Source organism: Rhizobium sp. 01L419, assembly GCF_056400025.1.
The window spans coordinates 502,083-525,010 of the sequence record NZ_JBFTSM010000001.1 but is presented as its reverse complement, the minus strand read 5'-3'; the positions used below and the strand labels follow the sequence as shown (position 1 = coordinate 525,010).

At 60.1% G+C, this 22,928-nt stretch carries 21 protein-coding genes; 11 read left to right on the top strand and 10 right to left on the bottom strand.

Annotation, left to right across the window (positions count from 1 at the left end; translation table 11 throughout):
• Positions 1–94 precede the first annotated feature (94 nt).
• The 4 genes from AC1DUP_RS02625 to AC1DUP_RS02610 are packed head-to-tail and all read left to right on the top strand — an operon-like array spanning position 95 to position 4,914.
• Positions 95–1,039, top strand: a complete 945-nt coding sequence (locus AC1DUP_RS02625; protein WP_477832006.1) for an alpha/beta fold hydrolase — start codon at positions 95–97, stop codon at positions 1,037–1,039.
• 1 nt (position 1,040) lies between these two features.
• Complete coding sequence (locus AC1DUP_RS02620) at positions 1,041–1,997, top strand: DMT family transporter (protein WP_477832005.1); 957 nt, start codon at positions 1,041–1,043, stop codon at positions 1,995–1,997.
• Between the two features lie 45 nt (positions 1,998–2,042).
• Positions 2,043–3,242: a succinate--glutarate CoA-transferase gene (gene caiB / locus AC1DUP_RS02615; RefSeq protein ID WP_113308050.1), complete on the top strand. Its 1,200-nt coding sequence runs from the start codon at positions 2,043–2,045 to the stop codon at positions 3,240–3,242.
• Between the two features lie 13 nt (positions 3,243–3,255).
• Complete coding sequence (locus tag AC1DUP_RS02610) at positions 3,256–4,914, top strand: thiamine pyrophosphate-binding protein (RefSeq protein WP_477832004.1); 1,659 nt, start codon at positions 3,256–3,258, stop codon at positions 4,912–4,914.
• Between the two features lie 59 nt (positions 4,915–4,973).
• Here the strand turns inward: AC1DUP_RS02610 and AC1DUP_RS02605 are convergent, their stop codons facing one another.
• The 3 genes from AC1DUP_RS02605 to AC1DUP_RS02595 all read right to left on the bottom strand — a co-directional run bounded on the left by AC1DUP_RS02605 (position 4,974) and on the right by AC1DUP_RS02595 (position 6,650).
• Entirely contained in the window at positions 4,974–5,318 is a 345-nt protein-coding gene (locus AC1DUP_RS02605) for a RidA family protein (protein WP_477832003.1), read from the bottom strand.
• Positions 5,319–5,388: 70 nt separating this feature from the next.
• The gene (locus tag AC1DUP_RS02600; RefSeq protein WP_477832002.1) at positions 5,389–5,727 is read right to left on the bottom strand and encodes a protein tyrosine phosphatase family protein; all 339 of its coding nucleotides are present in this window, start codon (positions 5,725–5,727) and stop codon (positions 5,389–5,391) included.
• A gap of 86 nt (positions 5,728–5,813) precedes the next feature.
• Positions 5,814–6,650, bottom strand: coding sequence for a DUF4432 family protein (locus tag AC1DUP_RS02595; protein ID WP_477832001.1), 837 nt, complete (start codon positions 6,648–6,650; stop codon positions 5,814–5,816).
• Positions 6,651–6,905: 255 nt separating this feature from the next.
• Between AC1DUP_RS02595 and AC1DUP_RS02590 the strand changes: the two genes are divergently transcribed.
• Complete coding sequence (locus AC1DUP_RS02590; protein ID WP_477832000.1) at positions 6,906–8,288, top strand: L,D-transpeptidase; 1,383 nt, start codon at positions 6,906–6,908, stop codon at positions 8,286–8,288.
• Between the two features lie 6 nt (positions 8,289–8,294).
• On the opposite strand, the gene AC1DUP_RS02585 is transcribed toward AC1DUP_RS02590, so the two are convergent.
• The 7 genes from AC1DUP_RS02585 to AC1DUP_RS02555 form a co-directional block, all read right to left on the bottom strand.
• Entirely contained in the window at positions 8,295–9,410 is a 1,116-nt protein-coding gene (locus AC1DUP_RS02585) for a helix-turn-helix transcriptional regulator (RefSeq protein ID WP_477831999.1), read from the bottom strand.
• 127 nt (positions 9,411–9,537) lie between these two features.
• Positions 9,538–10,248 (bottom strand): ParA family protein, encoded by a 711-nt coding sequence (locus AC1DUP_RS02580; protein ID WP_113300070.1) that lies wholly within the window; start codon positions 10,246–10,248, stop codon positions 9,538–9,540.
• Positions 10,249–10,495: 247 nt separating this feature from the next.
• Positions 10,496–11,650, bottom strand: a complete 1,155-nt coding sequence (locus AC1DUP_RS02575) for an iron-containing alcohol dehydrogenase (RefSeq protein ID WP_113506942.1) — start codon at positions 11,648–11,650, stop codon at positions 10,496–10,498.
• Positions 11,647–13,032, bottom strand: a complete 1,386-nt coding sequence (locus AC1DUP_RS02570; protein WP_477831998.1) for an aldehyde dehydrogenase family protein — start codon at positions 13,030–13,032, stop codon at positions 11,647–11,649. The genes AC1DUP_RS02575 and AC1DUP_RS02570 overlap by 4 nt, the downstream gene beginning before the upstream one ends.
• A gap of 98 nt (positions 13,033–13,130) precedes the next feature.
• Positions 13,131–14,495: a glutamine synthetase family protein gene (locus AC1DUP_RS02565; RefSeq protein WP_477831997.1), complete on the bottom strand. Its 1,365-nt coding sequence runs from the start codon at positions 14,493–14,495 to the stop codon at positions 13,131–13,133.
• A gap of 146 nt (positions 14,496–14,641) precedes the next feature.
• Positions 14,642–16,189 (bottom strand): amino acid permease, encoded by a 1,548-nt coding sequence (locus AC1DUP_RS02560; protein WP_113308044.1) that lies wholly within the window; start codon positions 16,187–16,189, stop codon positions 14,642–14,644.
• A 117-nt stretch (positions 16,190–16,306) separates the two neighbouring features.
• The gene (locus tag AC1DUP_RS02555; RefSeq protein ID WP_113506944.1) at positions 16,307–17,077 is read right to left on the bottom strand and encodes an N-formylglutamate amidohydrolase; all 771 of its coding nucleotides are present in this window, start codon (positions 17,075–17,077) and stop codon (positions 16,307–16,309) included.
• A gap of 176 nt (positions 17,078–17,253) precedes the next feature.
• On the opposite strand from AC1DUP_RS02555, the gene AC1DUP_RS02550 reads away from it, so the two are divergent.
• The 6 genes from AC1DUP_RS02550 to AC1DUP_RS02525 all read left to right on the top strand — a co-directional run bounded on the left by AC1DUP_RS02550 (position 17,254) and on the right by AC1DUP_RS02525 (position 22,775).
• Positions 17,254–18,126 carry a MurR/RpiR family transcriptional regulator gene (locus AC1DUP_RS02550; RefSeq protein ID WP_113300065.1) on the top strand — a complete coding sequence of 291 codons (873 nt, stop codon included), beginning with the start codon at positions 17,254–17,256 and terminating at the stop codon, positions 18,124–18,126.
• Positions 18,127–18,314: 188 nt separating this feature from the next.
• Positions 18,315–19,418 carry an ABC transporter substrate-binding protein gene (locus tag AC1DUP_RS02545; protein ID WP_113300064.1) on the top strand — a complete coding sequence of 368 codons (1,104 nt, stop codon included), beginning with the start codon at positions 18,315–18,317 and terminating at the stop codon, positions 19,416–19,418.
• A gap of 74 nt (positions 19,419–19,492) precedes the next feature.
• Positions 19,493–20,386: an ABC transporter permease gene (locus tag AC1DUP_RS02540; RefSeq protein WP_113300063.1), complete on the top strand. Its 894-nt coding sequence runs from the start codon at positions 19,493–19,495 to the stop codon at positions 20,384–20,386.
• Positions 20,383–21,171 carry an ABC transporter permease gene (locus AC1DUP_RS02535; protein WP_113300062.1) on the top strand — a complete coding sequence of 263 codons (789 nt, stop codon included), beginning with the start codon at positions 20,383–20,385 and terminating at the stop codon, positions 21,169–21,171. The genes AC1DUP_RS02540 and AC1DUP_RS02535 overlap by 4 nt, the downstream gene beginning before the upstream one ends.
• A 12-nt stretch (positions 21,172–21,183) precedes the next feature.
• On the top strand, positions 21,184–22,245 hold the full coding sequence (locus AC1DUP_RS02530) for an ABC transporter ATP-binding protein (protein WP_113300061.1): 1,062 nt from the start codon (positions 21,184–21,186) through the stop codon (positions 22,243–22,245).
• Positions 22,246–22,469: 224 nt separating this feature from the next.
• Positions 22,470–22,775, top strand: coding sequence for an NIPSNAP family protein (locus AC1DUP_RS02525; RefSeq protein WP_477831996.1), 306 nt, complete (start codon positions 22,470–22,472; stop codon positions 22,773–22,775).
• Positions 22,776–22,928 lie beyond the last annotated feature (153 nt).

Genomic DNA, 22,928 nt, shown 5'->3' with positions numbered 1-22,928 from the left:
GAATCGCAACGAAAACCATGCTTTCTCATGTATGAGCCAAACCGCAATATTGCATTTGCCTTGATATCTGGTCTTTTGAGCGCGGGAGGAATGCATGTTTTCCGAGACATTGCGGCTTCAGAATGCCGGGGCTTCGCTTGCCTATCATCATCAGCCAGCGGAGGGACAAGCGCGGGCTATCCTGATGATTTCTCACGGGCTTGCCGAACACTCGCGCCGCTACCGGCGCTTTGCCGAGGCCATGGCCGCAAGAGGCTATCACGTCTACGCACACGACCATCGCGGCCACGGCGAGACCACCGCGCCCGATGGACCGCTGGGCCGTTTCGCAAGACGGGGCGGCATCGAACACGTCATCGACGACATCGCCGCCATACACGGCTTTGCCACGAACCGCCATCCCGGCCTGCCGGTCATCCTGTTCGGTCATTCGATGGGTGGCCTGATCGCGCTGAACGCTGCCGCCGCTCTTCCCGGCCATTTCGCAGCCTTTGCTATCTGGAATTCGAATTTCGACGTCGGTCTTTCCGGCCGCGCCGCGCAAGCGATCCTGCTTGCCGAGCGCGCATTGAAAGGCTCCGACGTGCCGAGCGACATGCTGCCGAGGCTGACATTTGCCGCCTGGGGCAAATCCATTCCCGATCACCGGACGGAATTCGACTGGCTATCGCGCGATCGGGCCGAGGTCGACGCCTATATTGCCGATCCACTTTGCGGCTTCGATGCCTCCGTATCGCTTTGGCTGGACGTCTTCGCCCTCACCTTCCGCGGCATAGAAGACCGGCAGCTTGGGAAGCTGCCGAAGGACCTGCCGATCCATCTTGTCGGCGGCGGCGGTGACCCGGCGACCAACAATGGAAAAGCCGTGCTCTGGTTGTCAAAGCATTTGAAAAGCCAAGGCTTCTCCCGTATCAGCACTGAGATATATCAGGACATGCGGCATGAAACGCTGAACGAGATCGGCGCGGAAACGGCAATTGCGGATTTCGCCAATTGGTGCGACGAGGCAATCCGCACGGTCCCGAGCGAAAGGACCTGAGATGACGAGCCTGAGTTCCACCCGCCATCCCGCCTCATCCGAGGTGACGCTCGGCTTGCTCTTCATGCTGCTCTCGGTGCTGATCTCGCCGCTGATCGACATCTTCTCGAAGCTGGCGACGACAACGATCTCCTCGACGGAAGTTGCCGCCTTCCGTTTCGTCATCCAGTCGCTCACCATGCTGCCTTTCATCTTCCTGCGCGGTGCAAAGATTCAGGTCTCGCTGAAGCAGAGCTGGTATCATGCGATCCGCGGCGCGATGGTCACCATCTCGATGATCAGCTTCGTCACAACGCTGAAGGTCATGGCGGTTGCCGATGCGATCGCCATCTTCTTCGTCGAGCCGATCATCCTGACGATCCTCAGCAGCATCTTTCTGAAAGAGACCATCGGCTGGCGGCGCTACAGCGCCTGCGCCGTGGGCTTCCTCGGCGCCATGCTGATCATCCAGCCAAGCTTCGAGCAGGTCGGCTACATCGCCCTGCTGCCCGTCGTCAGTGCCTTCTGCATCGCCGTCTTCGCACTGATGACACGCGTGCTGTCGCATCGGGAAGATCCCTGGGCCATGCAGTTCCAGACCGGCCTCTGGGGCATTTTCTTCTGCGCCGTCATCCTGTTCTTCGGTTATGGCAGCGGCTCCGACATCATCGACACGACCATGCCCGATCTTCCCGCCTTCGGCCACCTGCTCGGCACAGGCATCGCCGCGGCGATCACCGGCATCCTTGCCGCCTATGCCTATCGCGCCGCCCCGGCTTCCACGCTGGCACCCCTGCAATACCTGGAAATCGTCTCGGCCACGGTCTTTGCCTGGCTGGTTTTCGCCGATTTTCCGGATGCCTTGAAATGGGTCGGTATCCTGATCGTCATCGCGTCGGGTCTCTACATCATCTGGCGCGAGCGGCGCTTTGCTTCCAAACCCGTATCCGATACATCTGAGGCAACGCGGGCGCCCTGAAATCCGCCGCCCACGGAAGGAGTTTGGGAGGAACCCGGGAGGAACATGACGGAAGACGTGAAGAAGAAGCCGCCGCTTGCCGGGATCAGGGTCATCGAGCTTGCACGCGTGCTGGCCGGTCCCTGGGCGGGTCAGATGCTGGCCGACCTCGGCGCCGATGTCATAAAGGTGGAAAATCCTGATGGCGGCGACGACACGAGGCACTGGGGGCCGCCCTTCGTCGAGGGCGCGGATGGAGAAAACCTCTCTGCCGCCTATTACCACTCCGCCAATCGCGGCAAACGGTCCGTCACCGCCGATCTCAAAAGCGCGGAAGGCCAGTCGCTGGTGCGCCGCCTCGTCGCCACCGCCGATGTGCTGATCGAGAATTTCAAGCTCGGCGGCCTTGTCAAATACGGGCTCGATTTCGAAAGCCTGAAGGCGATCAACCCGCGCCTCGTCTATTGCTCCATCACCGGCTTCGGCCAGACCGGCCCCTACGCCAATCTCGCCGGCTACGATTACATCGTCCAGGGCATGTCCGGCTTCATGTCGATCACAGGCGAGCCTGAGGGACAGCCGATGAAGGCGGGTGTGGCCATCGCCGATATCTTTACCGGCATCTATGCCGTCTCGGCGATCGAGGCCGCCCTCATCCATGCCCTGAAATCAGGCGAAGGCCAGTTGATCGACATGGCGCTGCTCGATGTGCAATCGGCAGTCCTCGCAAACCAGAACATGAATTATCTGGTCTCCGGCCGCGCCCCCGTGCGCCTCGGCAATGCCCATCCTAATATCTCCCCCTATGAGGTCGTGCCGACGGCTGACGGCTATCTCATCCTTGCCATCGGCAATGACGGCCAGTTCCGCCGCCTCTGCACCATCCTTGGCCTCGTCATCGCCGATGACGAAAACTTCGCGACCAACAAGGCCCGCGTCGCCAACAGAGATGCAGTCCGCCGGATGGTCTCAACCGAAACGCTTAGATGGCAAAAAGCGGATCTGCTCAAGGCCTGCGAAGACAATGCCGTGCCGGCCGGTGCCATCAACACGATCGAGGAAATGTTTGCCGATCCGCAGATTGCGGCACGCGGCCTACGTGTCGATCTACCGGATGCTGCGGGCACAATGATCCCGGGCGTACGTACGCCGGTCGTGCTGTCTGAAACGCCGCTGCGATATGAACGGCCGAGCCCGCGTCTCGGCGAACACAATGCCGAAGTACTGGCCGAACTTGTGGAATGGGAGAGGAAGACATCGCCATGAGAAGGAAGGGGCCATGAAAAGGACAGGCGGACAACTGATCGTCGAAGCACTGAAGGCGAATGGCGTAAAACGCCTCTCCTGCGTCCCGGGCGAAAGCTTCCTTGCCGTGCTCGACGCCCTGCACGACAGCGATATCGATGTGATCGTCTGCCGTCAGGAAGGCGGCGCGGCGATGATGGCGGATTGCTGGGGCCGGCTGACCGGGGAGCCCGGCATCTGCATGGTCACCCGCGGCCCGGGCGCCACCAATGCCTCTGCCGGCCTGCATATCGCGAAGCAGGATTCCATCCCGATGATCCTCTTCATCGGTCAGGTGCAGCGGGAGGCGCGCGAGCGGGAGGCCTTCCAGGAGGTCGAGTTCCGCCGCGCCTTCACGGAATTTGCCAAATGGGTCGGCGAGATCGACGATGCCGCCCGCATCCCTGAATTTGTCACCCGTGCCTTTGCGATCGCCACCTCCGGCCGTCCAGGTCCGGTCGTGCTGACGCTGCCCGAGGATATGCTGCGCGACGAGGTCGAAGCACCCCGCGCCAAGCGCTACACCGGCGTCGAAGCCCATCCCGGCCGCAGCCAGATCGACGATCTCTACCTGCGCCTGTTGAAGACCGAGCGGCCGATGGTCATCCTCGGCGGCACCCGCTGGGATGCCGATGCGGTCGCCGATTTCCAGGCTTTCGCCCAGCGCTTCAGCCTGCCGGTCGGCTGTTCCTTCCGCCGCCAGATGCTGTTCGATCACCTGCATCCCTCCTATGCCGGCGATGTCGGCATCGGTATCAATCCGGCGCTGGCGAAAGAGATCAAGGAAAGCGACCTGCTTATACTGCTCGGCAGCCGCATGTCGGAAATGCCTTCTTCGGGCTATACGCTACTCGATATCCCCTACCCGGCCCAATCGCTCGTCCACATTTATCCAGATCCGTCCGAGCTCGGCCGCGTCTATCGCCCCGATCTTGCGATTTGTGCGAGCCCAGCCGATTTCGTCGAAGCGCTCGCCGATCTCGAAGCCCCGCCTGAGCCGCGCTGGGCCCAACGCACCGAGCGCATGCATCAGGCCTATCTCTCCTGGTCGAAGCCGCCGGCGACAGGTCCCGGCGCCGTCCACATGGGGCCGATCATGGAGTGGCTTGAGGCCAATACGAAACCGGACACTATCTTCACCAATGGCGCCGGCAACTACGCCACCTGGGTGCACCGTTTCCACCGCTTCCGCCACTTCAACACACAGGCGGCACCAACGTCAGGCTCCATGGGCTATGGCCTGCCGGCCGCGGTTGCCGCCAAGCAGCTCTTCCCCGAGAGGCAAGTCATCTGCTTTGCCGGCGATGGCTGCTTTCTGATGCACGGGCAGGAATTTGCGACCGCTGTACGCTATGGCCTGCCGATCATATCGGTCGTCGTCAATAACGGCATCTACGGTACGATCCGCATGCACCAGGAGCGTGATTATCCGGGCCGCGTCAGCGCTACCGACCTTACCAATCCGGATTTTGCAGCACTAGCCCGCGCCTATGGCGGCCATGGCGAGACGGTGGAAAAGACCGAGGACTTTGCGTCGGCCTTCGAGCGAGCACGCGACAGCGGCAAGCCGTCGATCATCGAGATCAAGCTCGATCCCGAGGCGATTACGCCAACCAGAACACTTTCGGAAATCTCTCAAACAAAAAGCCGGTAAGTACGTGAACTGATCCAGTTCACACCTCACCGGCCTCTAATAGCAATCTCGTGACGCCTTTAGTCGAGAGCGGCTGTAACGATGAACTCGACCTTGTACTTCGGCGCAGCGAGCTTGGCTTCGCTGGTGGCGCGGGCCGGCGGGTTTGCCGGGTCGATCCAGCCTTCCCAGACGGCGTTCATCTCTGCGAAATAGGCGATGTCTGAGAGATAGATGATCGTCTGCAGGATCTTCGACTTGCTGCTGCCGGCAGCAGCCAGCAGGCGGTCGACTTCGCCGAACGCGGACTTGCACTGATCGGCAACGCTTTCGCCTTCGCCGACCTGGCCTGCGAGATAGACGGTGTTGCCGTGAATGACGGCGCCGCTCATGCGGGTGCCGATGTCGATACGCTTGATGCTCATCGTGTTCTCCTGTTCATCAAATGAAAGACGCCGCGCTCAGGCGGCGTCGGATTGGTCCGGTTCGGCCGGATCAGGCGCGGATGTGATGCGTCTTCTGATAGATCGCCGTGGAGCGTGCGCCGGAGCGGCAGTAGCCGAGCATCGGGCGTTCGAATTCGTCGAGCGCATCGACCATGCCCTGCACGGCTTCCTCGGTCACGCCCATCGGGCCGACCGGCACATGGGTGATCTCAAGGCCGATCTCCTTGGCGCGGGCCTCGATGACGGTAAAGGGCGTTTGATCAGGGCTTTCGTCGTCCGGACGATGGCAGACGATAGACTTGAAGCCGAGAGCCTTGATCTGGTCGAGATCCTCGACCGTGATCTGGCCGGAAACGGAGTATTCATCGTCGATCTGGCGGATATCCATCGTCTCAATCTCCTCGAAAATGGTGGGCTGAAGGTCTACGACGCACTCCCGTAGGCGTCAACACGTCTTCGCTGAACAGCCCTTCATTAGACAAAGGCGAAACGTAGCCCGTAGCTGCGGCTTTCACCTGGCTTCAACAAGTTGAACTCGCCCGCCGCTTCCAGCTCGTGGCGCAGCACCCAGCGGTGCGACACGGGCTCGATACCAACGATATGGGCCGGCGCTTTCTGGTTACGCCAGATCTGCAGATACGGCAGCGTATCGGCGCGGAACCGCACCCTCAGCGTCTTGCCACCAACGGCTGCGATTGGCCCGAGCCGGATTTCGGCAAAACCGTCCTCGGTGGCGGGGGCCTCGACACAAAAGATGCCGCCCGGCTCCTCGCCGAAGGTCCAGGGAAAGCCACCAGCATCAAGCATCCGGCCTTCGAGCCGCGTTCCGCCATCAAGCCATTTGCCGCCGGTGTTCATGTGGTACATGAGAAAGGTCGGCACGGTCTCATCGCTTGTGTTAACGACGCGATCTTCCAGCGAAACTTCGCCGGTCGCTCCGTCGATCTGCCACAGACGCTCGATGCGCTGCGGCAGGCCCTCGACCGTGGTGATGTCGATATCGGCGCGGCATTCGGCATTGCCATTCTCAAACGTCGTCCACAGCACCTTCGCCGGATGGCCGGAAGCCGAGCCGTGCAGCGGATAGATCTTACCATCAGTGCCGGGAATTGGCTGGCGATGACGGATATGATCAGGGCCGCAGGTAAAGAGGAAGCCTTCCAGCGAGTGATCGATTCGCGGGTCGCCATCATCAGGGATCGCCCGCTTCGGCGCGATATCGATGCCTTCGACGATGCAGCCGCCGATATCCAGCACCGATGTTTCGTCCAGCATCAGGCGCGGCCCTCTTGCTGCGGCAAATTCGATCATCGGCTTGTCCTCCCGGGAATCTTGGCTGCGGTAGGGTTAGGTCGTGCGATCACCCTCGTCAATCGGGACCGCTGAAATGGCCCCGGCAGCCCCGCAACCGGCGACTTCACGGAAACGTCATCTTCACGCAAGCGTTCATGGGTAAACGCGAAACACGGGTACTTTTATGTTTTGTTCAGCACGGCTTAAGAAATTCCACACTAGCGTCAAAATTGGCAGGTGTGTGTTGCCGAGCCACTGATCGAGGTGTGAGACGTGAATCGCTTTATGAAATCGGCCCTTTCCCTTTCGGCCGCGCTATTGGCGCTCGCTGCTGTCGTGCCGCAGGCCGGTGCCCAGCAATTCGGCCGAAACCAGAGCGATATCGTGCTGGTGACGCCAGGCGGCGAAATTCTCGACTACGTCCCGCCCGGCCGCGGCTTCGTCTATGCCCATGACTACCGCGGCAATCGCGTGCTGGTCGACCGCTACGGCAACATCATCGCCACCGAGATGCGCGCCCGCGGCTATTATTCGCCGCGCACATCGCGTGAGGCCGCCAACGATCCTTATAACAACGATCCTTACGCCGACGACAACCGCTACGGCGATACACGTTATTCCGAGCGAGGCCCGGTAACCGGCTCCATCCCGCAGGACGCCGCTATTGAGCGCCAGCCGCTTGACGATCAACCCTACCCCGGCGATCAGCAGGGTCAGGACGACTACGCAGCGGTCGAGCCCGGTCAGCAGATCCCCCCAGCCGACGAGCCACGCCAGGCGCCGCAGGAGCCCGTGATCACGCTCAAGGACAAGTCCAAGCCCGAGATCGTGGCGCTTCAGGTGTTTCTGGATCGATCCGGCGTTTCGCCCGGCGTCATTGACGGCCACATGGGCTCCAATGTCACCAAGGCAATTTACGCCTATGAGCAGATGACCGGCACCAAGCTCGATCCGAACAATACCGATGCGATCCTTGAAGAGCTGCGCATGAATGGCGGCCTGCCGGTCGTCAACTACACGATCACCGATGCGGATGCCGCCGGTCCTTACGTGGCGCAGATCCCGGAAGATTATTCGCAGAAGGCGCTTCTGCCGTCCCTCGCCTACACCTCTGTCACCGAAGCGCTCGCCGAACGTTTCCACATGGATGAAAACTTCCTGAAGGAAATGAATCCCAGCGCGGATTTCACGATGCCGGGCACCGTCATCAAGGTCGTCAATCCCGGCGGGAACAAGGCCGGCACTGTTGCAAAGATCCTTGCGGACAAGGGCCGCAAGCAGGTCTTCGCCTATGATGATGCCGGCAACCTCGTTGCCGCCTACCCCGCCTCGATCGGCTCCACCGATACGCCCTCGCCATCAGGCACGGTGACGGTCGAGCGTGTCGCCTTCAATCCCGGCTATACCTATAATCCGAAGGTCAATTTCCAGCAGGGTACCAACGACAAGATCCTCGACATTCCGCCCGGCCCGAACGGTCCCGTCGGCACGGTCTGGATGGCGCTTTCCAAGCCGACTTACGGCATTCACGGCACGCCCGATCCCTCCAGAATCGGCCGCACCCAGAGCCACGGCTGCATTCGTCTGACGAACTGGGATGCGACAGAGCTTGCCAAGATGGTCAAGGCCGGCGTGACGGTCGAATTCGTCGATTGAGAAAGTCTATTCGCTCGGCGTCTCCGCCGGGCGCTCGCCGAACTGAATGAGACGCAAGAGTTCCACCTGCTTCCTGGCGCCCGTCTTCATGTAGACGGACCGCACCTGCGAGCGGATCGTCTCACGCGAACGGCTGGTTTCGGCAGCCAGGCCAGGAATCGAGCCTCCCAAAACCAGCGCCCTGACGACCCTGATCTCAGCTTGGGTCAGACCGAAATCGTTACGCAGTTTCTCATCGCTCAGCCCCGCCGAGCTTTGTTTCGGCTCGATCATGATGGCAACGACAGGCCGTTCGAAGAAGCGTGGCTGATGGCCCTTTTCAAGCTTGAGCAAGGTGATCTTCCGGCCATCGGTCAGAACCGTCTGCTGACGCTCCACCTCCTCGCCATGGCGCAGCATCAGTGTGAGACGGTCATCGGCATCCTTGTCGGCAAGATGCAGCGTTCCGAGCGGTGAAAGCCAAACACCTGTTCCCTGTTCAAGCACCGCCTCTCCGAAGACGGAAGCGGACGCCAGTCGCCGCTCTGAATTGAGGAGCAACACACCGATCCCAATGGCATCGAACAGCCGCCCGTTGATCTCCGAATGGTTCTTTTGCCGGCCGCCGGATTCGACCGCGATAAAGGCGCGCCTCAGATGCGGCCCGAGCCGTGTCAAGAGCGCAGCGCAGTCCCGGCTCTCGTCCGGATCGGTCCAGCGCGTCGTGGTGATCGACAGATTGAACGATCGTCCGCTCTCCCGCAGGATCGCCATGCCAACGGCGCCCTGGCCCTCCTGCCGATGCCAGAAGTCATTGAAGAACTCGGTCCTGGAGAGATCGGCATAGGATATGAAATCCTCGCCGATTGCGCCTTGCCCTGCGGGTATCTTGTCGAGGCCCGATATCCAGGGATTCAGCCGGCAGTAATACTGCGTGTAAGTATCGATCCAGGACTGATCCATGTTGACATGGAATTGCGACGAACCTTCCGAACGCGCAGCGTCATGATGGAAAAGGCTGGTGCCCGCCCCCGGCAACAGCCCGTTCAGCTCCGTCAGGAATGTATCCCACCGCGCTTCGCCGAAAACGACTCCATAGATGGAATCGATAAGCCTGTCGTCAACTTGCCCTGTAATGCTCATGCGTTACTTCGCGGATAACGGGATTTTCTCAGCTTGAGAGGCCAGCATCTCAGCGAGCAACTGTAATCGCAAATAGAAAATGCCCCGACACAGGCCGGGGCATCAATTTTTTCATCGAATGTTATGATCAGGCAGCGCTGCGCATCGCGTTTGCCAGCCGCACCGCGACCGGGAGCCGGCCCGGCACCTTGCGGGTGATTTCTTCAGCGAAACAGTGGGCGTTTTCACGAGCCTTGTCGAGGTTGCTGACGCGCATCGGATCCATCGTATGCAGCGTGCCGCCGCAATCGAAGATGTCGCGGAATGCCGACCGTTCGATGATCGCCGTATCGAGAACCGGCACGTGACGCTCATTCAGCAGCGCCTTGACGAGTTGCAGCGCGCGGGTGGTGACCATGGAATTGACGCGGGTGAGCACGACCGAATGGCCGATCTTGATACCTGCCTTCTCCTCCAGATATTGCAGGAGTTCGAGAACCTGGGCGCCGCCGCGGGCGTCCATAGCGCAGCCCTGGATTGGGATCAGCACATGGTCGGAGAGGCCGACGGCCGTTGCCAGCAGCGGATTGCGCGCGCCCGGCAGGTCGATGATGAAGTAATCGGTATTCTGCTTGTTTTCGCTGATGTGTAGCGGCAGCGAGGCAGTCGTTACGAAATCGATGACGCTGATATTTGCCACATGGCCGGAGATTTCGTGCCAGCGCGAAATCCAGTGCTGCGGATCAGCATCGAGAATGGTGACGCGGTAGCCCTGACGGGCAAGTTCAGTGGCGAGCAGCAATACCGCTGTGGTCTTGCCGGCGCCGCCCTTGGTATTTGCGAATGTGATGACTGGCATATTCTTAGTCCTCGAAGGGAAATGGCGCGAGCCGGCATCGCTCGTTGTTAATCGCACTGTCGGAGCATCGTGCGGTTAACCCATCCTTGCCAATCGTGGTTAACAAACTGTTAAACGGACCCGCTGAAATTGCGGCCTGCATTTTTCGCATCATCAGAAATAAGGATGCCCTGAAGCCCGCAAAACAAGAAAAAAGCCCGGAAAGCCAAGGCTTTCCGGGCGAGTTTAAAGGTCCGCCTTTATCTGATCAGAAGCAATCCGCAAACAGGGTCTTGGTATTTTCAAGCGTCAATGCAACCGGATTACCGCCGGCGCTCGGGTCTTCGATCGCCATCGCCGCCAATTCATCGATCCGGTCGGAGGTGATTCCCATCGCCGTCAGATTGTCAGGAACGTTGAGTTCGGAACGCAGCTTCAGGACGTAATCGTAGAAACCATCGAAACCGCCTGATATCCCAAGATAGGCCGCGGCACGCGCAATCTTCTCTTCGATGGCCGAGCGGTTAAAGCGCAGGACAGCCGGCATGACGACGGCGTTGGTCATGCCGTGATGGGTGTTGTAGACGGCGCCGATCGGGTGCGAGAGCGCATGGATTGCGCCAAGCCCCTTCTGGAAGGCGACAGCGCCCATGGCGGCTGCCGACATCATGTTGGCGCGGGCTTCCAGATCCGTACCTTCCTTATAGGCGCGGGGCAGGAATTCTTTGACAAGCCGCATGCCTTCCAGAGCGATGCCAGCCGACATCGGATGGTAGAACGGCGAAGAGTAAGCCTCCAGGCAATGCGCGAAAGCATCCATGCCGGTGCCGGCGGTGATGATCTTCGGCATGCCGACCGTCAGTTCCGGATCGGCGATCACGACACCCGGCAGGAACTTCGGATGGAAGATGATCTTCTTCACATGGGTCGCCGAATTGGTGATGACGCTTGCACGGCCGACTTCAGAGCCGGTGCCGGCTGTCGTCGGCACGGCAACGATCGGCGCTATGCCGTCGACGCTGGCGCGTGTCCACCAGTCGCCGATATCCTCGAAATCCCAGACCGGACGCGACTGGCCGACCATGAAGGCTACGCACTTGCCGAGATCGAGGCCGGAACCGCCGCCGAAGGCGACGACGCCATCGTGGCCGCCGTCGCGGAAGGCCTTGATGCCGGCTTCAAGGTTCTTTTCGTTCGGGTTCGGATCGACATCGGCAAAGATCGCCCGGCCGAGGCCTGCATCTTCGAGAATGTCGAGCGCGTTCTTGGTGATCGCCATCGACGCGAGGCCGCGGTCGGTGACGAGCAGCGGCTTCTTCATGCCGAGGCTCTTGCAGGCGTCGGCCAGTTCCTTGATGCGGCCCCGGCCGAGCTTGACTGATGTCGGGTAGCTCCAGTTGGCGGTAATGTTGGCGCTGCTCATGCTGTGACCTTCTTGAGATGGTAGGATTTCGGGCGCGTCAGATTGTGGAAGCCGATGATCGACAGCGAGCCGCCGCGGCCGGTTTCCTTGACACCGGTCCAGCACAGAGCCGGATCGAGATAGTCGGCGCGGTTCATGAAGACGGTGCCGGTTTCGATTTCGCGGCCGAGCCGCCCTGCCCGCTCGGCATCCTTGGTCCAGAGCGAAGCCGTCAGCCCGTACTGGCTGTCATTCATCAGCGCCAGCGCTTCGTCGTCATTCCTGACCTTCATGATGCCGACGGCCGGGCCGAAGGTCTCTTCGCGCATGAAAGCCATGGAATGGTCAACATTGACGAGGACCTGCGGAGCGAGATAGGCGCCGCCATCATCAGTCGGGAAGAGCTTGGGATCGACCAGCGCCTTGGCGCCCTTGGCAACGGCCTCGGCGATCTGGTCGCGCACCACCTTGGCAAAGCGCTTGTGCGCCATCGGGCCAAGCGAGGTCTCCGGATCGAGCGGGTTGCCGAGCTTGTAGTTCGAAACCCAGGCGACCGACTTCTCGACGAAGGMGTCATAGAGCGATTCATGCACATAGATGCGCTCGATACCGCAGCAGCACTGGCCGGAATTATAGGTCGCGCCATCCATCAAAGTGTCGACGGCGGCGTCGAGGTCGGCATCCTCCATCACATAGCCCGGGTCCTTGCCGCCGAGCTCGAGGCCGAGACCGGTAAAAGTGCCGGCCGCAGCGCGCTCCATGGAGCGACCGCCTTCGACCGAGCCGGTGAAATTGACGAAGTTGAAGCTGCCGGCGGCAATCAGCGCCGAGGTCGTCTCGTGATCAAGGAAGACGTTCTGGAACACGTCCTCGGGAACGCCTGCCTCAACGAAGGCCTGTACCAGACGTTCACCGACGAGCAGCGTCTGTGAGGCATGCTTGAGCACGACGCTATTGCCCGCCATCAGCGCCGGGGCAATCGTGTTGATCGCCGTCATGTAAGGGTAGTTCCAGGGCGCCACGACGAAGACGACGCCATGCGCTTCACGCTCGATGCGGCGTTCGAACTTGTCGCTCTCTTCGACGACGAGCGGTGCCAGCGCATCCGCCGCAATCGACGCGACGTAATTAGAACGCTCGTTGAAGCCGCGATATTCGCCGCCATACTTGATGGGCCGGCCCATCTGCCAGGCAAGCTCGGGCACGACGACGTCGGACATCTCGTTGAGACGGGCGACACCCTTCAGCACCAGTTGAACGCGATCTTCGAGCGGGCGCCTGGCCCAGGCCTTCTGCGCCTTGCGCGCACGCGCCACGGCTTCCTTTGCCGCTTCCAGCGAAAGCGCCGGACGCTCCGCATAAACAGAGCCGTCGACCGGCGAAATGCATTGGATCATCGTCATGATCTGAATCCTGTTTTCTCTGAGCCGCAGGGAAAGACCCAACGACTGATCCTCCGCAGGATACACAAGTCGGGCGGCTTTCCGCTTCGGTTACGTTCTTAAGCTCTCTCGAAGCCGCGCGCCACTTCCCAATCCGTTATGCGGCGGTCGTATTCTTCCTGCTCCCATTCGGCAGCGCGGGTGTAGTGGTCGATGACCTCGTCGCCGAAGGCTGCGCGCAGCATCTCCGATTCGGTCATGGCCTTCGTCGCAGCGCGCAGCGTGCGCGGGATTTCGCGGATATCCTTGCCGAAATAGGCGTCACCCTCATAGGGCGCTTCCAGTTCCAACTTCTTCTCGATGCCGTCGATGCCGGCGGCAATCAGCGCTGCGAAGGCGAGATAGGGATTGAGATCGGATCCGCCGACGCGGCATTCGATGCGGATCGCCTTGGTCTCCTCGCCGCAAAGGCGATAGCCGGCCGTGCGGTTATCCTTGCTCCAAATAGCCTTGGTCGGCGCGAAAGTGCCGGCCATGAAGCGCTTGTAGGAGTTGATATAGGGTGCCAGGAAATAGGTGATCTCGCTCGCGTGGCTGAGCAGCCCGGCAATATAGTTCTGCATCAGCGGCGTCATGCCATAATGGCCGGCATGATCGAAGAAGAGCGGCTTTTCTTCCAGGCTCCAGAGAGACTGGTGGATATGCGAAGAGCTGCCCGCGGCATTGTAGTGCCACTTGGCGAGGAAAGTGATCGCCTTGCCCTTCGACCAGGCGATCTCCTTGCAGCCGTTCTTGATGATCGCATGCCGGTCGGCCATGGTCAGTGCGTCGGCATAACGCACATTGATTTCTTCCTGGCCGGCGGACGCCTCGCCCTTGGAATTTTCGACCGGGATGCCGGCGCCCTGCAGACCCTTGCGGATCGCCCGCATGACCTCTTCTTCCTTGGTCGTCTGGAAGATGTGGTAATCCTCGTTATAGGCGCTGGTGAGCTTCAGGTTGCGGTAGCCGGAAGCCTGCGCTGCCTCATAGCTTTGGTCGAAGAGGAAGAATTCGAGTTCGGAGGCCATGTAGGCCTTCATGCCCATGTCCTCCAGGCGCTTCACCTGCTTCTTCAGGATCGCGCGCGGCGAATGTGCCACTTCCTCATGCGTATGGTGGTCCAGCACGTCGCAGAGAACGAGCGCGGTGCCTTCGAGCCAGGGAATGACGCGCAGCGTCGAAAGGTCCGGCTTCATCGTATAGTCGCCGTAGCCCTTTTCCCAGCTCGTCGCCTTGTAGCCGGAGACGGTCTCCATCTCCATGTCGGTCGCCTGCAGGTAGTTGCAACTATGCGTTTCCTTCCAGGCGCTTTCGAGGAAGAATTCTGCTTGGAAACGCTTGCCCATCAGGCGCCCCTGCATGTCCACCTGACAGGCCAGCACCGTATCGATGCGCCCGTCGGCGACGTCCTGTCTGAGATCGTCGAGAGTATAGCTGCTCATGATTTATCCGCCTGAAATTGAAACCGGGAAATCGGGACAACGAAACGGCATGCGACCACCGGGATCAACCCGCCCGATGCCTTTTCGTTGAACCGTGAGGGGGCCGCGTGATGCGGCCCCGCCAGTTGAGAGGGAAGCCTCGTTTCTTAGTGTTCGCCGACAGCCTTTTCGGCCGCTGCGATTTCGGCCTGGCGTTTTGCCACTTCGTCGCCGATCGGCGGCCCCTTGAAGCGGCGGCTTTCGAAGCCGAACCAGACGATGCCGGTCAGGACGAGGAAGCCCACGGTCACATAAAGCGCCGGTCCGTTCGGCGGCTGAATGCCGAGAACGAAAATCAGGATCATCGCGAGGATGGAAAGAACCGCGAAGAGCTTGAACACGCCCTCGCCCAGGTTCCATGGCCCCATCTTGTCCCACTTCGAAGTGCCCCAGGCAAAGAGGCCAAGCGCGATCGGGATCGCGAAGGAGAAGAACAGGAAGATGACCGTGCAGGATACGACGATCGTATAAACCGGCGTCTCGCCGATCGAAACCAGCGACGAGCCCCAGACGAAGAGCACCGAGAGGATCGAGCCCGTCCAGATGGCGGCAACCGGCGTGCGGTAGTTCGGGCTGACCTTCGACAGTCCCTTCGAAGCCGGCAGGCCGCCGTCACGCGAAAAGGCGAAGATCATGCGCGAGACCGACGTGACGGTCGCCAGACCGCACAGCCACTGGCTGATGAGGATCGCGAAGTAGAGAATGTCCTTCACCGTCGAGTTGACCTGCGTGTCCATCGCCCAGAAGAACACGTTCCAGCCCTGCTTTGCCGCATCGTCCATGTTTGGCAGCATGAGCACGAAGGAGCACAGCATGATGTAGCCGAAGAGCGCCGACCAGAGCACGGAAGAGACCATTCCGCGCGGAACGGAATGCGCCGCCTTGACCGTTTCTTCCGACGTGTGGGCCGAAGCGTCATAGCCGGTGATCGTGTAGATCGGCAGCAGCAGGCCGAGCAGGAAGACCCAGAGACCCGACGTCGAGGGCCAGACATTGCCGCCCGCTTCGCCGGAATAGTTGGCGAAGGTGAAGAGCCGGCCGAATTCGTAGGATGGAGCCGAAATCAGGCACACGGCGGCAAGCGCGATCGCGGTCGCGAAGATGAGGTAGCCCGAGAAGTCGGTGAGTTTGGCCGTGAGACCGATACCCATATGGTTCACGAGCGCCTGCGCACCGGTGATGATAACGAGGAAGACGATGCGTACCGTCGTCGTGTCCGCCAGGCCGAAATAGCTCGTGCCGAACGTGCCCATGAAGAAATAATAGGTGCCGACATTGATGGCGCCGAGAACGGTGACGAGACCGAGCAGGTTGAACCAGGCGGTCACCCAGCCGGTGAAGCGGTTGCCGAGGATCGAGCCCCAGTGATAGAGGCCGCCTGCCGTCGGATAGGCGGAGCTGATCTGGGCCATGGCCACGGCAAAGACGAGTGAAACGAAGCAGCCAAGCGGCCAGCCGATGCCGATCGCCGCACCGCCCGCACCTGCGGTTGCCTGCGCCAGCGAGTTGATGCCGCCCGACAGGATGCAGATGATCGAGAAGGAGACGGCAAAGTTCGAGAACGAGCTCATCCGCCGTTCGAGTTCCTGGGCATAGCCCATGGAATGCAGGATGCTCATATCCTGCTTCTTATCATTTTCGGAATAGTCCGACATGACTTCCCCCTGTTGACAATCGCCCGCGGAATTGCGGCCGATCTGTGCCAATAGTGCCCGTGGCTTTCGCCTTGCGGGCTGTCGCAGTTAAACTGCTCCCCGGGGTCTTGTTTTTATTCAGGCATCCAGACTTTGCTGGATAAGCCCTGTTAGATAGTCGGCCACGACCCCTTGACCGGTATCTTCTGAAATGAGGTCGTTTCTGACCTCGATCATGACATTGCGAAGCCCGTTGGACGTGCCGTGCAGGATCAGCGTATGCGTCACGCCGTCTTCAGGCCCATAGGGTTCGTTGCGTTCGGTGCGGTAGAGCGGCGCCTCGGCCGCTGATGCCAGCATGCGATCGGCAAACCGGCTGTCCTCATCATGGAGGATGCCGAGCTCGACGGCGCGCTGCTTGCCATTGTAGACCGGAGTGAAGCTATGGATCGTCACGATGACGCAATCCTGCCCCCTCGCCTGCCGGTCGCGGATCAGCGCGCGAACGGCATCATGGAACGGCTGGTAAAGTGCTTCGGCGCGCGCGCGGCGCTCTTCGCCGGTCAAATCCTTGTTCCCGGGGATCGTGTAGATCTCGCTGACCTCGGGCATGGCGCCGGGCGAACTCGGCGGCCGGTTGCAGTCATAGATCAGCCGGGAAAAGCGCTGGTAGATCAGCGTCGCATCGAGACCCGCCGAAATGCCGCGGGCAACGGCAAGCGCGCCGGGATCCCAGGCGATGTGGCTGGAAAGCGCCTCTTGCGAAAGACCGAGATCGCCAAAATTTTCAGGAAGCGTGCGGGATGCGTGCTCGCAGATGATGAGCACGGGACTCTTGCCGTGAACGCGTTCGATTGCGACGCAATCGCCGTCCGCTTCGCTGAGAATTCGGGGCTGAGCCAGCACCAACCGCACCTCTCCATCGCTTAATGAAATCTTTACAAGAAAAGAATTCTTCAGGTTCACGGCAGTGTCAAGCGTACTCTGAAAATTTCTTTTCATGACAGTTATTGACATGGATTGTGACAGCGTTGTTAACTTTCAGTGGGAAAGTGGCATCAGACCATCCCGGGGAGCAAAATCACGTGAGTGTCGCGGCTAAGACCGTTTCGGACGTCATTCATTCACATCTCGGCGTGCTCACACGCGCCGAAAAGCAGTTGGCCGAAAGCCTCCTCGACAACTACCCCGTCTCCGGCCTCGGCAGCATCACCACGATTGCCGAAAATGCTGGCGTCTCCACGCCGACAGTCGTGCGCATGGTCCAGAAACTCGGCTACAAGGGTTATCCGGACTTCCAGCAGCATCTGCATCAGGAGGTCGAGGCGACGATTTCCAACCCGATCGCCAAGCACGACCGCTGGGCCCAGAACGCGCCGGGCACGCATATATTGAATCGCTTTGCCGATGCCATCATAGGCAATCTGCGCCAGACGCTCTCCGATCTCGATACGGCAACCTTCGACAGCGTCGCTGCCCTGCTCTCGGACCGCAAGCGCACGCTCTATTTCGTCGGCGGACGCATCACCGGTGCACTCGCCGAATACTTCTTCACCCATATGCAGGTCATTCGCCCGAACACGGCGCTGCTCTCTTCCAATTCATCGAGCTGGCCGCAATACGTCCTCAATATGAATCCGGGCGACCTGCTCATCATTTTCGATATCCGTCGCTACGAGCAGGAAATGGTGAGCCTCGCCACCGCCGCCCGCAAGCGCGGTGCCGAAATCATCATCTTCACCGACCAGTGGGCGTCGCCTGCAGCCAAGCTCGCCCGTCACGCCTTTCGCGTGCAGATCGAGGCACCGTCGGCCTGGGATTCCTCCGTCGTCACACTCTTTATCGTCGAGGCGCTCATCGAGGCGGTGCAGAACTCGACCTGGGACGAGACGAAGGAGCGCATGAAAACGCTGGAAGGCCTGTTCGAACAGACCAGGCTGTTCCGCAAACCCGGTTAGGAGGGACAACTAAAAAAAAGCAAAAACAATGACGGGATTTCGCGGAAACAGGACAGCCTGTCGCAAATGAAACATTGCCGCAAGCGCCTGCTATTCATGACAAAATTAACGTCATTCAACTGTCATACAAGCTTCATCTAACGCCAGTAACAGCACATCGGACACTGAAAACCTGAAGGAGAACAACAGTGATCTCTAACATTTCTCGACTGCTCTCGCTTTCTACTGCGATGATCGTTGCTTCGACTGCGATCGCAGCAGCTGAGCCGAGCGCTGATCTTATCGCTGCCGCCAAGAAGGAAGGCACGCTGACCACGATCGCTCTCCCGCATAGCTGGTGCGGCTACGGCGACGTCATCGCAGGCTTCAAGGCCAAGTACGGCCTCGAAATCAACGAATTGAACCCGGATGCAGGTTCGGGCGACGAAATCGAAGCAATCAAGGCCAACAAGGGCAATACCGGCCCGCAGGCACCTGACGTCATCGACGTCGGCCTCTCCTTCGGCCCGTCCGCCAAGAAGGACGGCCTGATCCAGCCTTACAAGGTCTCCACCTGGGATTCCATTCCGGATAGCGCCAAGGATGCCGAAGGCTACTGGTATGGCGATTACTACGGCGTTCTTTCCTTCGTCGTGAATACCGATATCGTCAAGAACGTACCGAAGGACTGGGCTGACCTCAAGAAGCCGGAATACGCCAACACCGTTTCGCTCGCGGGCGACCCGCGTGCTTCGAACCAGGCTGTTCAGGCCGTTTACGCTGCCGGCCTCGCAACCGGTGAAAAGGACGCGACGAAGGCTGGTGAAGCTGGTCTCGCTTACTTCGCAGAGCTGAACAAGGCCGGCGCGCTCGTTCCGGTTATCGGCAAGTCCGCTTCGCTCGCTCAGGGCTCGACCCCGATCGTCGTCGCATGGGACTACAACGGTCTTGCATGGCGCGACAGCCTTGCCGGCAACCCGCCGGTTGAAGTCGTCGTTCCGTCGACCGGCGTTGTCGCAGGCGTTTACGTTCAGGCGATCTCCGCTTTCGCTCCGCATCCGAACGCTGCCAAGCTCTGGATGGAATATCTCTATTCGGACGAAGGCCAGCTCGCATGGCTGAAGGGCTACTGCCATCCGATCCGCTTCAACGACCTCGCTCAGAAGGGCAAGGTTCCGAAGGAACTGCTCGACAAGTTGCCGCCGGCTGAAGGCTATGCAAAGGCCGTCTTCCCGACGCTCGACGAGCAGGACAAGGGCAAGACCGCAATCACCACCAAGTGGGATAGCGTCGTCGGCGCCAACGTTCAGTAATATTTGCTCCGGCCTCCCCGCCTACCAAGGCGGGGAGGCTTTTCTCACTCCGACGCCCCAGGATGAGTTTTTCCATGAGCATTGTTTCAACGCCTATGGTTAGCAGCGCCCCCTTGATCAACAAAGATCGTGTGATCGACTGGCTGGGCATTGCCCCCTTCATTATTTTCTCTCTGCTATTTCTGATCATCCCTACTCTGTATCTTGTCGCGGGCGCGTTTCTGACACCCGATGGCGATTTCACGCTGCAAAATATCAGAGATCTTTTCACGCCATCCATTATGAGCGCCTACTGGATCAGTATCCGCGTCTCGGTCGCGTCCGCTCTTGGCGGCGCGCTCATCGGCTTCTTTCTCGCCTGGGCCGTCGTGCTCGGCGGCCTGCCGAGCGGGGTCCGCGCAACACTGCTGACATTCTCGGGCGTCGCATCGAACTTTGCCGGCGTGCCGCTTGCCTTCGCCTTCCTGGCGACACTCGGCCGCACCGGCCTCGTCACCCTCTTCCTGCGCGACTGGTTCGGCTTCAACCTCTATGGCACCGGCTTCAACCTTCTCTCCTTCTTCGGCCTCACCATCACCTACATGTATTTCCAGATCCCGCTGATGGTGCTGATCCTGACGCCGGCGCTCGACGGCATGAAGAAGGAATGGCGCGAAGCTTCGCAGATCCTTGGCGCCACCAACCGCCAATACTGGACCATGGTTGCCCTGCCGATCCTCTGGCCGAGCCTGCTCGGCACGACGCTGCTTCTGTTTGCGAATGCTTTCGGCGCTATTGCAACTGCCTATGCGCTGACCGGCTCGTCGCTCAACATCGTCCCGATTCTGCTCTACGCGCAGATCCAGGGCGACGTGCTTCACAACGCCAATCTCGGCTATGCGATTGCGCTCGGCATGATCGTCATCACCGGCGTTTCGAATGTTCTCTATCTCATGCTGCGCATGCGCGCTGAACGGTGGCAAAAATGAAGGGACAACGTATCGGCGCCTGGATCGCCATCATCATCGGTGCAACCTATTTCATCGTACCACTTCTCGGCACGCTGGAATTCTCCCTGCGCAAGCGTCGTGATGCCTATTCGTTCGACGCCTATCAGTCTGTCTTTTCAGACATCAGTTTCCGCGAGACGTTCAGCTACTCCATGATGATGGCCGCGCTGACCATCGTCTTCGGCATGCTGCTCGTCGTACCGACCGCCTACTGGGTGCGCCTGCGCCTGCCACAGATGCGTCAAGTCGTCGAATTCATCACGCTGCTGCCGCTCGTCATCCCGGCGATCGTCATCGTCTTCGGCTATATCCAGATGTACAAGTCGTCTTCGTACCTGCCGCTGACCGGCTCCACGACGGGCACCAACATCCTGCTGATGTTCTCCTACATCACGCTCTCGCTGCCCTACATGTACCGCGCCGTCGATACCGCCATGCGCGCCATCGACGTCCGCACGCTGACGGAAGCAGCCGAAAGCCTGGGTGCAAGCTGGACGACGATCATGTTCAAGTGCATTTTTCCAAACGTCATGAGCGGCGTGCTTTCGGGCGCCTTCATCACGCTCGCGATCGTCATGGGCGAATTCACCATGGCAGCTTTGCTCGGCCGCCCTGCTTTCGGCCCCTACCTGCAGCGTGTCGGCGCCAACCAGGCCTATGAACCTTCCGCGCTCGCCGTCATCGCCTTCTCGATCACCTGGCTCAGCATGGGCCTGCTCAATCTCGTTTCCCGCTTTGGCAAAGCCCGCCCGGCTAGGGTATAAGGTATTTGGCTCATGTCCTTTCTTACGCTGACCAACATTCAGAAATCCTTCGGCCAGACCCAGGTCGTCAAGAACTTCAACATGAACATCGAGAAAGGAGAATTCGTCTCCTTCCTCGGCCCGTCAGGCTGCGGCAAGACGACCGTTCTGCGCATGATCGCCGGCTTCGAAACGCCGACCGGTGGCACGCTGACGATCAACGGCAAGGACCAGCGCGCGCTGAAGCCGAACCAGCGCAACATCGGCATGGTCTTCCAGGCCTACGCGCTGTTTCCGAACATGACTGTGCATGACAACGTCGCCTTCGGCATGAAGGTCGCGGGTGCTCCGAAGCCCGAGATCGACAAACGCGTCAAGGAAATGCTCGGCCTCATCAAGCTCGATCATCTGGCAGACCGCTTTCCCTACCAGATGTCCGGCGGCCAGCAGCAGCGCGTTGCTCTTGCCCGCGCCCTTGCCGTCAAGCCGCAGGTCCTGCTGCTCGACGAGCCGCTCTCGGCACTTGATGCCAAGATCCGCGTGTCACTGCGCGAAGAAATCCGCCAGATCCAGCAGTCGCTCGGCATCACCACGGTTTTCGTCACGCACGACCAGGAAGAAGCGCTTTCGATCTCCGACCGTATCGTCGTCATGAACGGCGGCAAGGCGGACCAGATCGGCACGCCTTTCGAGATCTACAACACGCCGGCAACGCGCTTCGTCGCCTCCTTCGTCGGCACGCTGAACCTCATCGAAGCCAAGGTGATCGATCCGGATAGCAACCGCATCCAAATCGGCGATCAGGGTGTGACGCTGAAACAATCCGTCCAGACCTACAAGGCCGGCGACACCGTTCAGCTTGCGCTCCGTCCGGAAGCCGGTTCGCTCGCCGAAGGCACCCAGAGCGACACCGCCCTGACCGGTGAGGTCGTCTCCGCCCACTTCCTCGGTTCGGTCATCCGCACCCGCATGAATGTCGGCGGCAACGTCATCTCCTTCGACATGTTCAACAGCCCCGGTGTTACTCCGCCGGCCGCTGGCGAAACAGTGACGCTCCGCTTCATGGCCGCCGACCTGCTCGTTATCCGCGACTGATCGAAAGAAACCAAAATCAAATAAAGGCGCCGTCAACGCGGCGCCTTTTGCATGCCTGATACCTAATTTTCATGAGCCCCTGCCCCTCAGAATACTCAGGCCAGGGAGATAGCATCGAAACGGAAGGCAGCGTAAGGGAACTGACCAAACGGCTTGCCTCGAATCCTGGCAAGCAATACAGACCGGACGGTCATCCGCTCGGTCGTTCAACAACGGGGTTTTCAATGATTACCTGCCATCTGCGATACGTCATCGACCCCTACAAGCTTGCCGAATTCGAACAATACGCCCGCCTCTGGATCCCCATCGTCAACAGGATGGGCGGCGCCCATCACGGCTATTTCCTGCCGTCCGAAGGCGCAAGCAATATTGCCGTTGCGCTGTTTTCCTTCCCGAGCCTTGCTGCCTACGAGGATTATCGCACTCGCATGGCAAGCGACCCGGAGTGCCGGGCCGCCTACGAACTCGACAAGCGCAACCGCAGCATCATCAGCTATGAACGCAGCTTCATGAGGCCCGTTCTCGGCTGATTACGCTGGAACTCGGTCGAGACATATCGATCCGGCTGATAGGGATAAGACAGCACCAAATTCCATCGAATTCAGATATATGGATCGTTCCGTTGCTGTAGGCCGCGAGCGCCAGGGATAGAGTGCAAGGCAGAATTCCATTTTCATGGGACA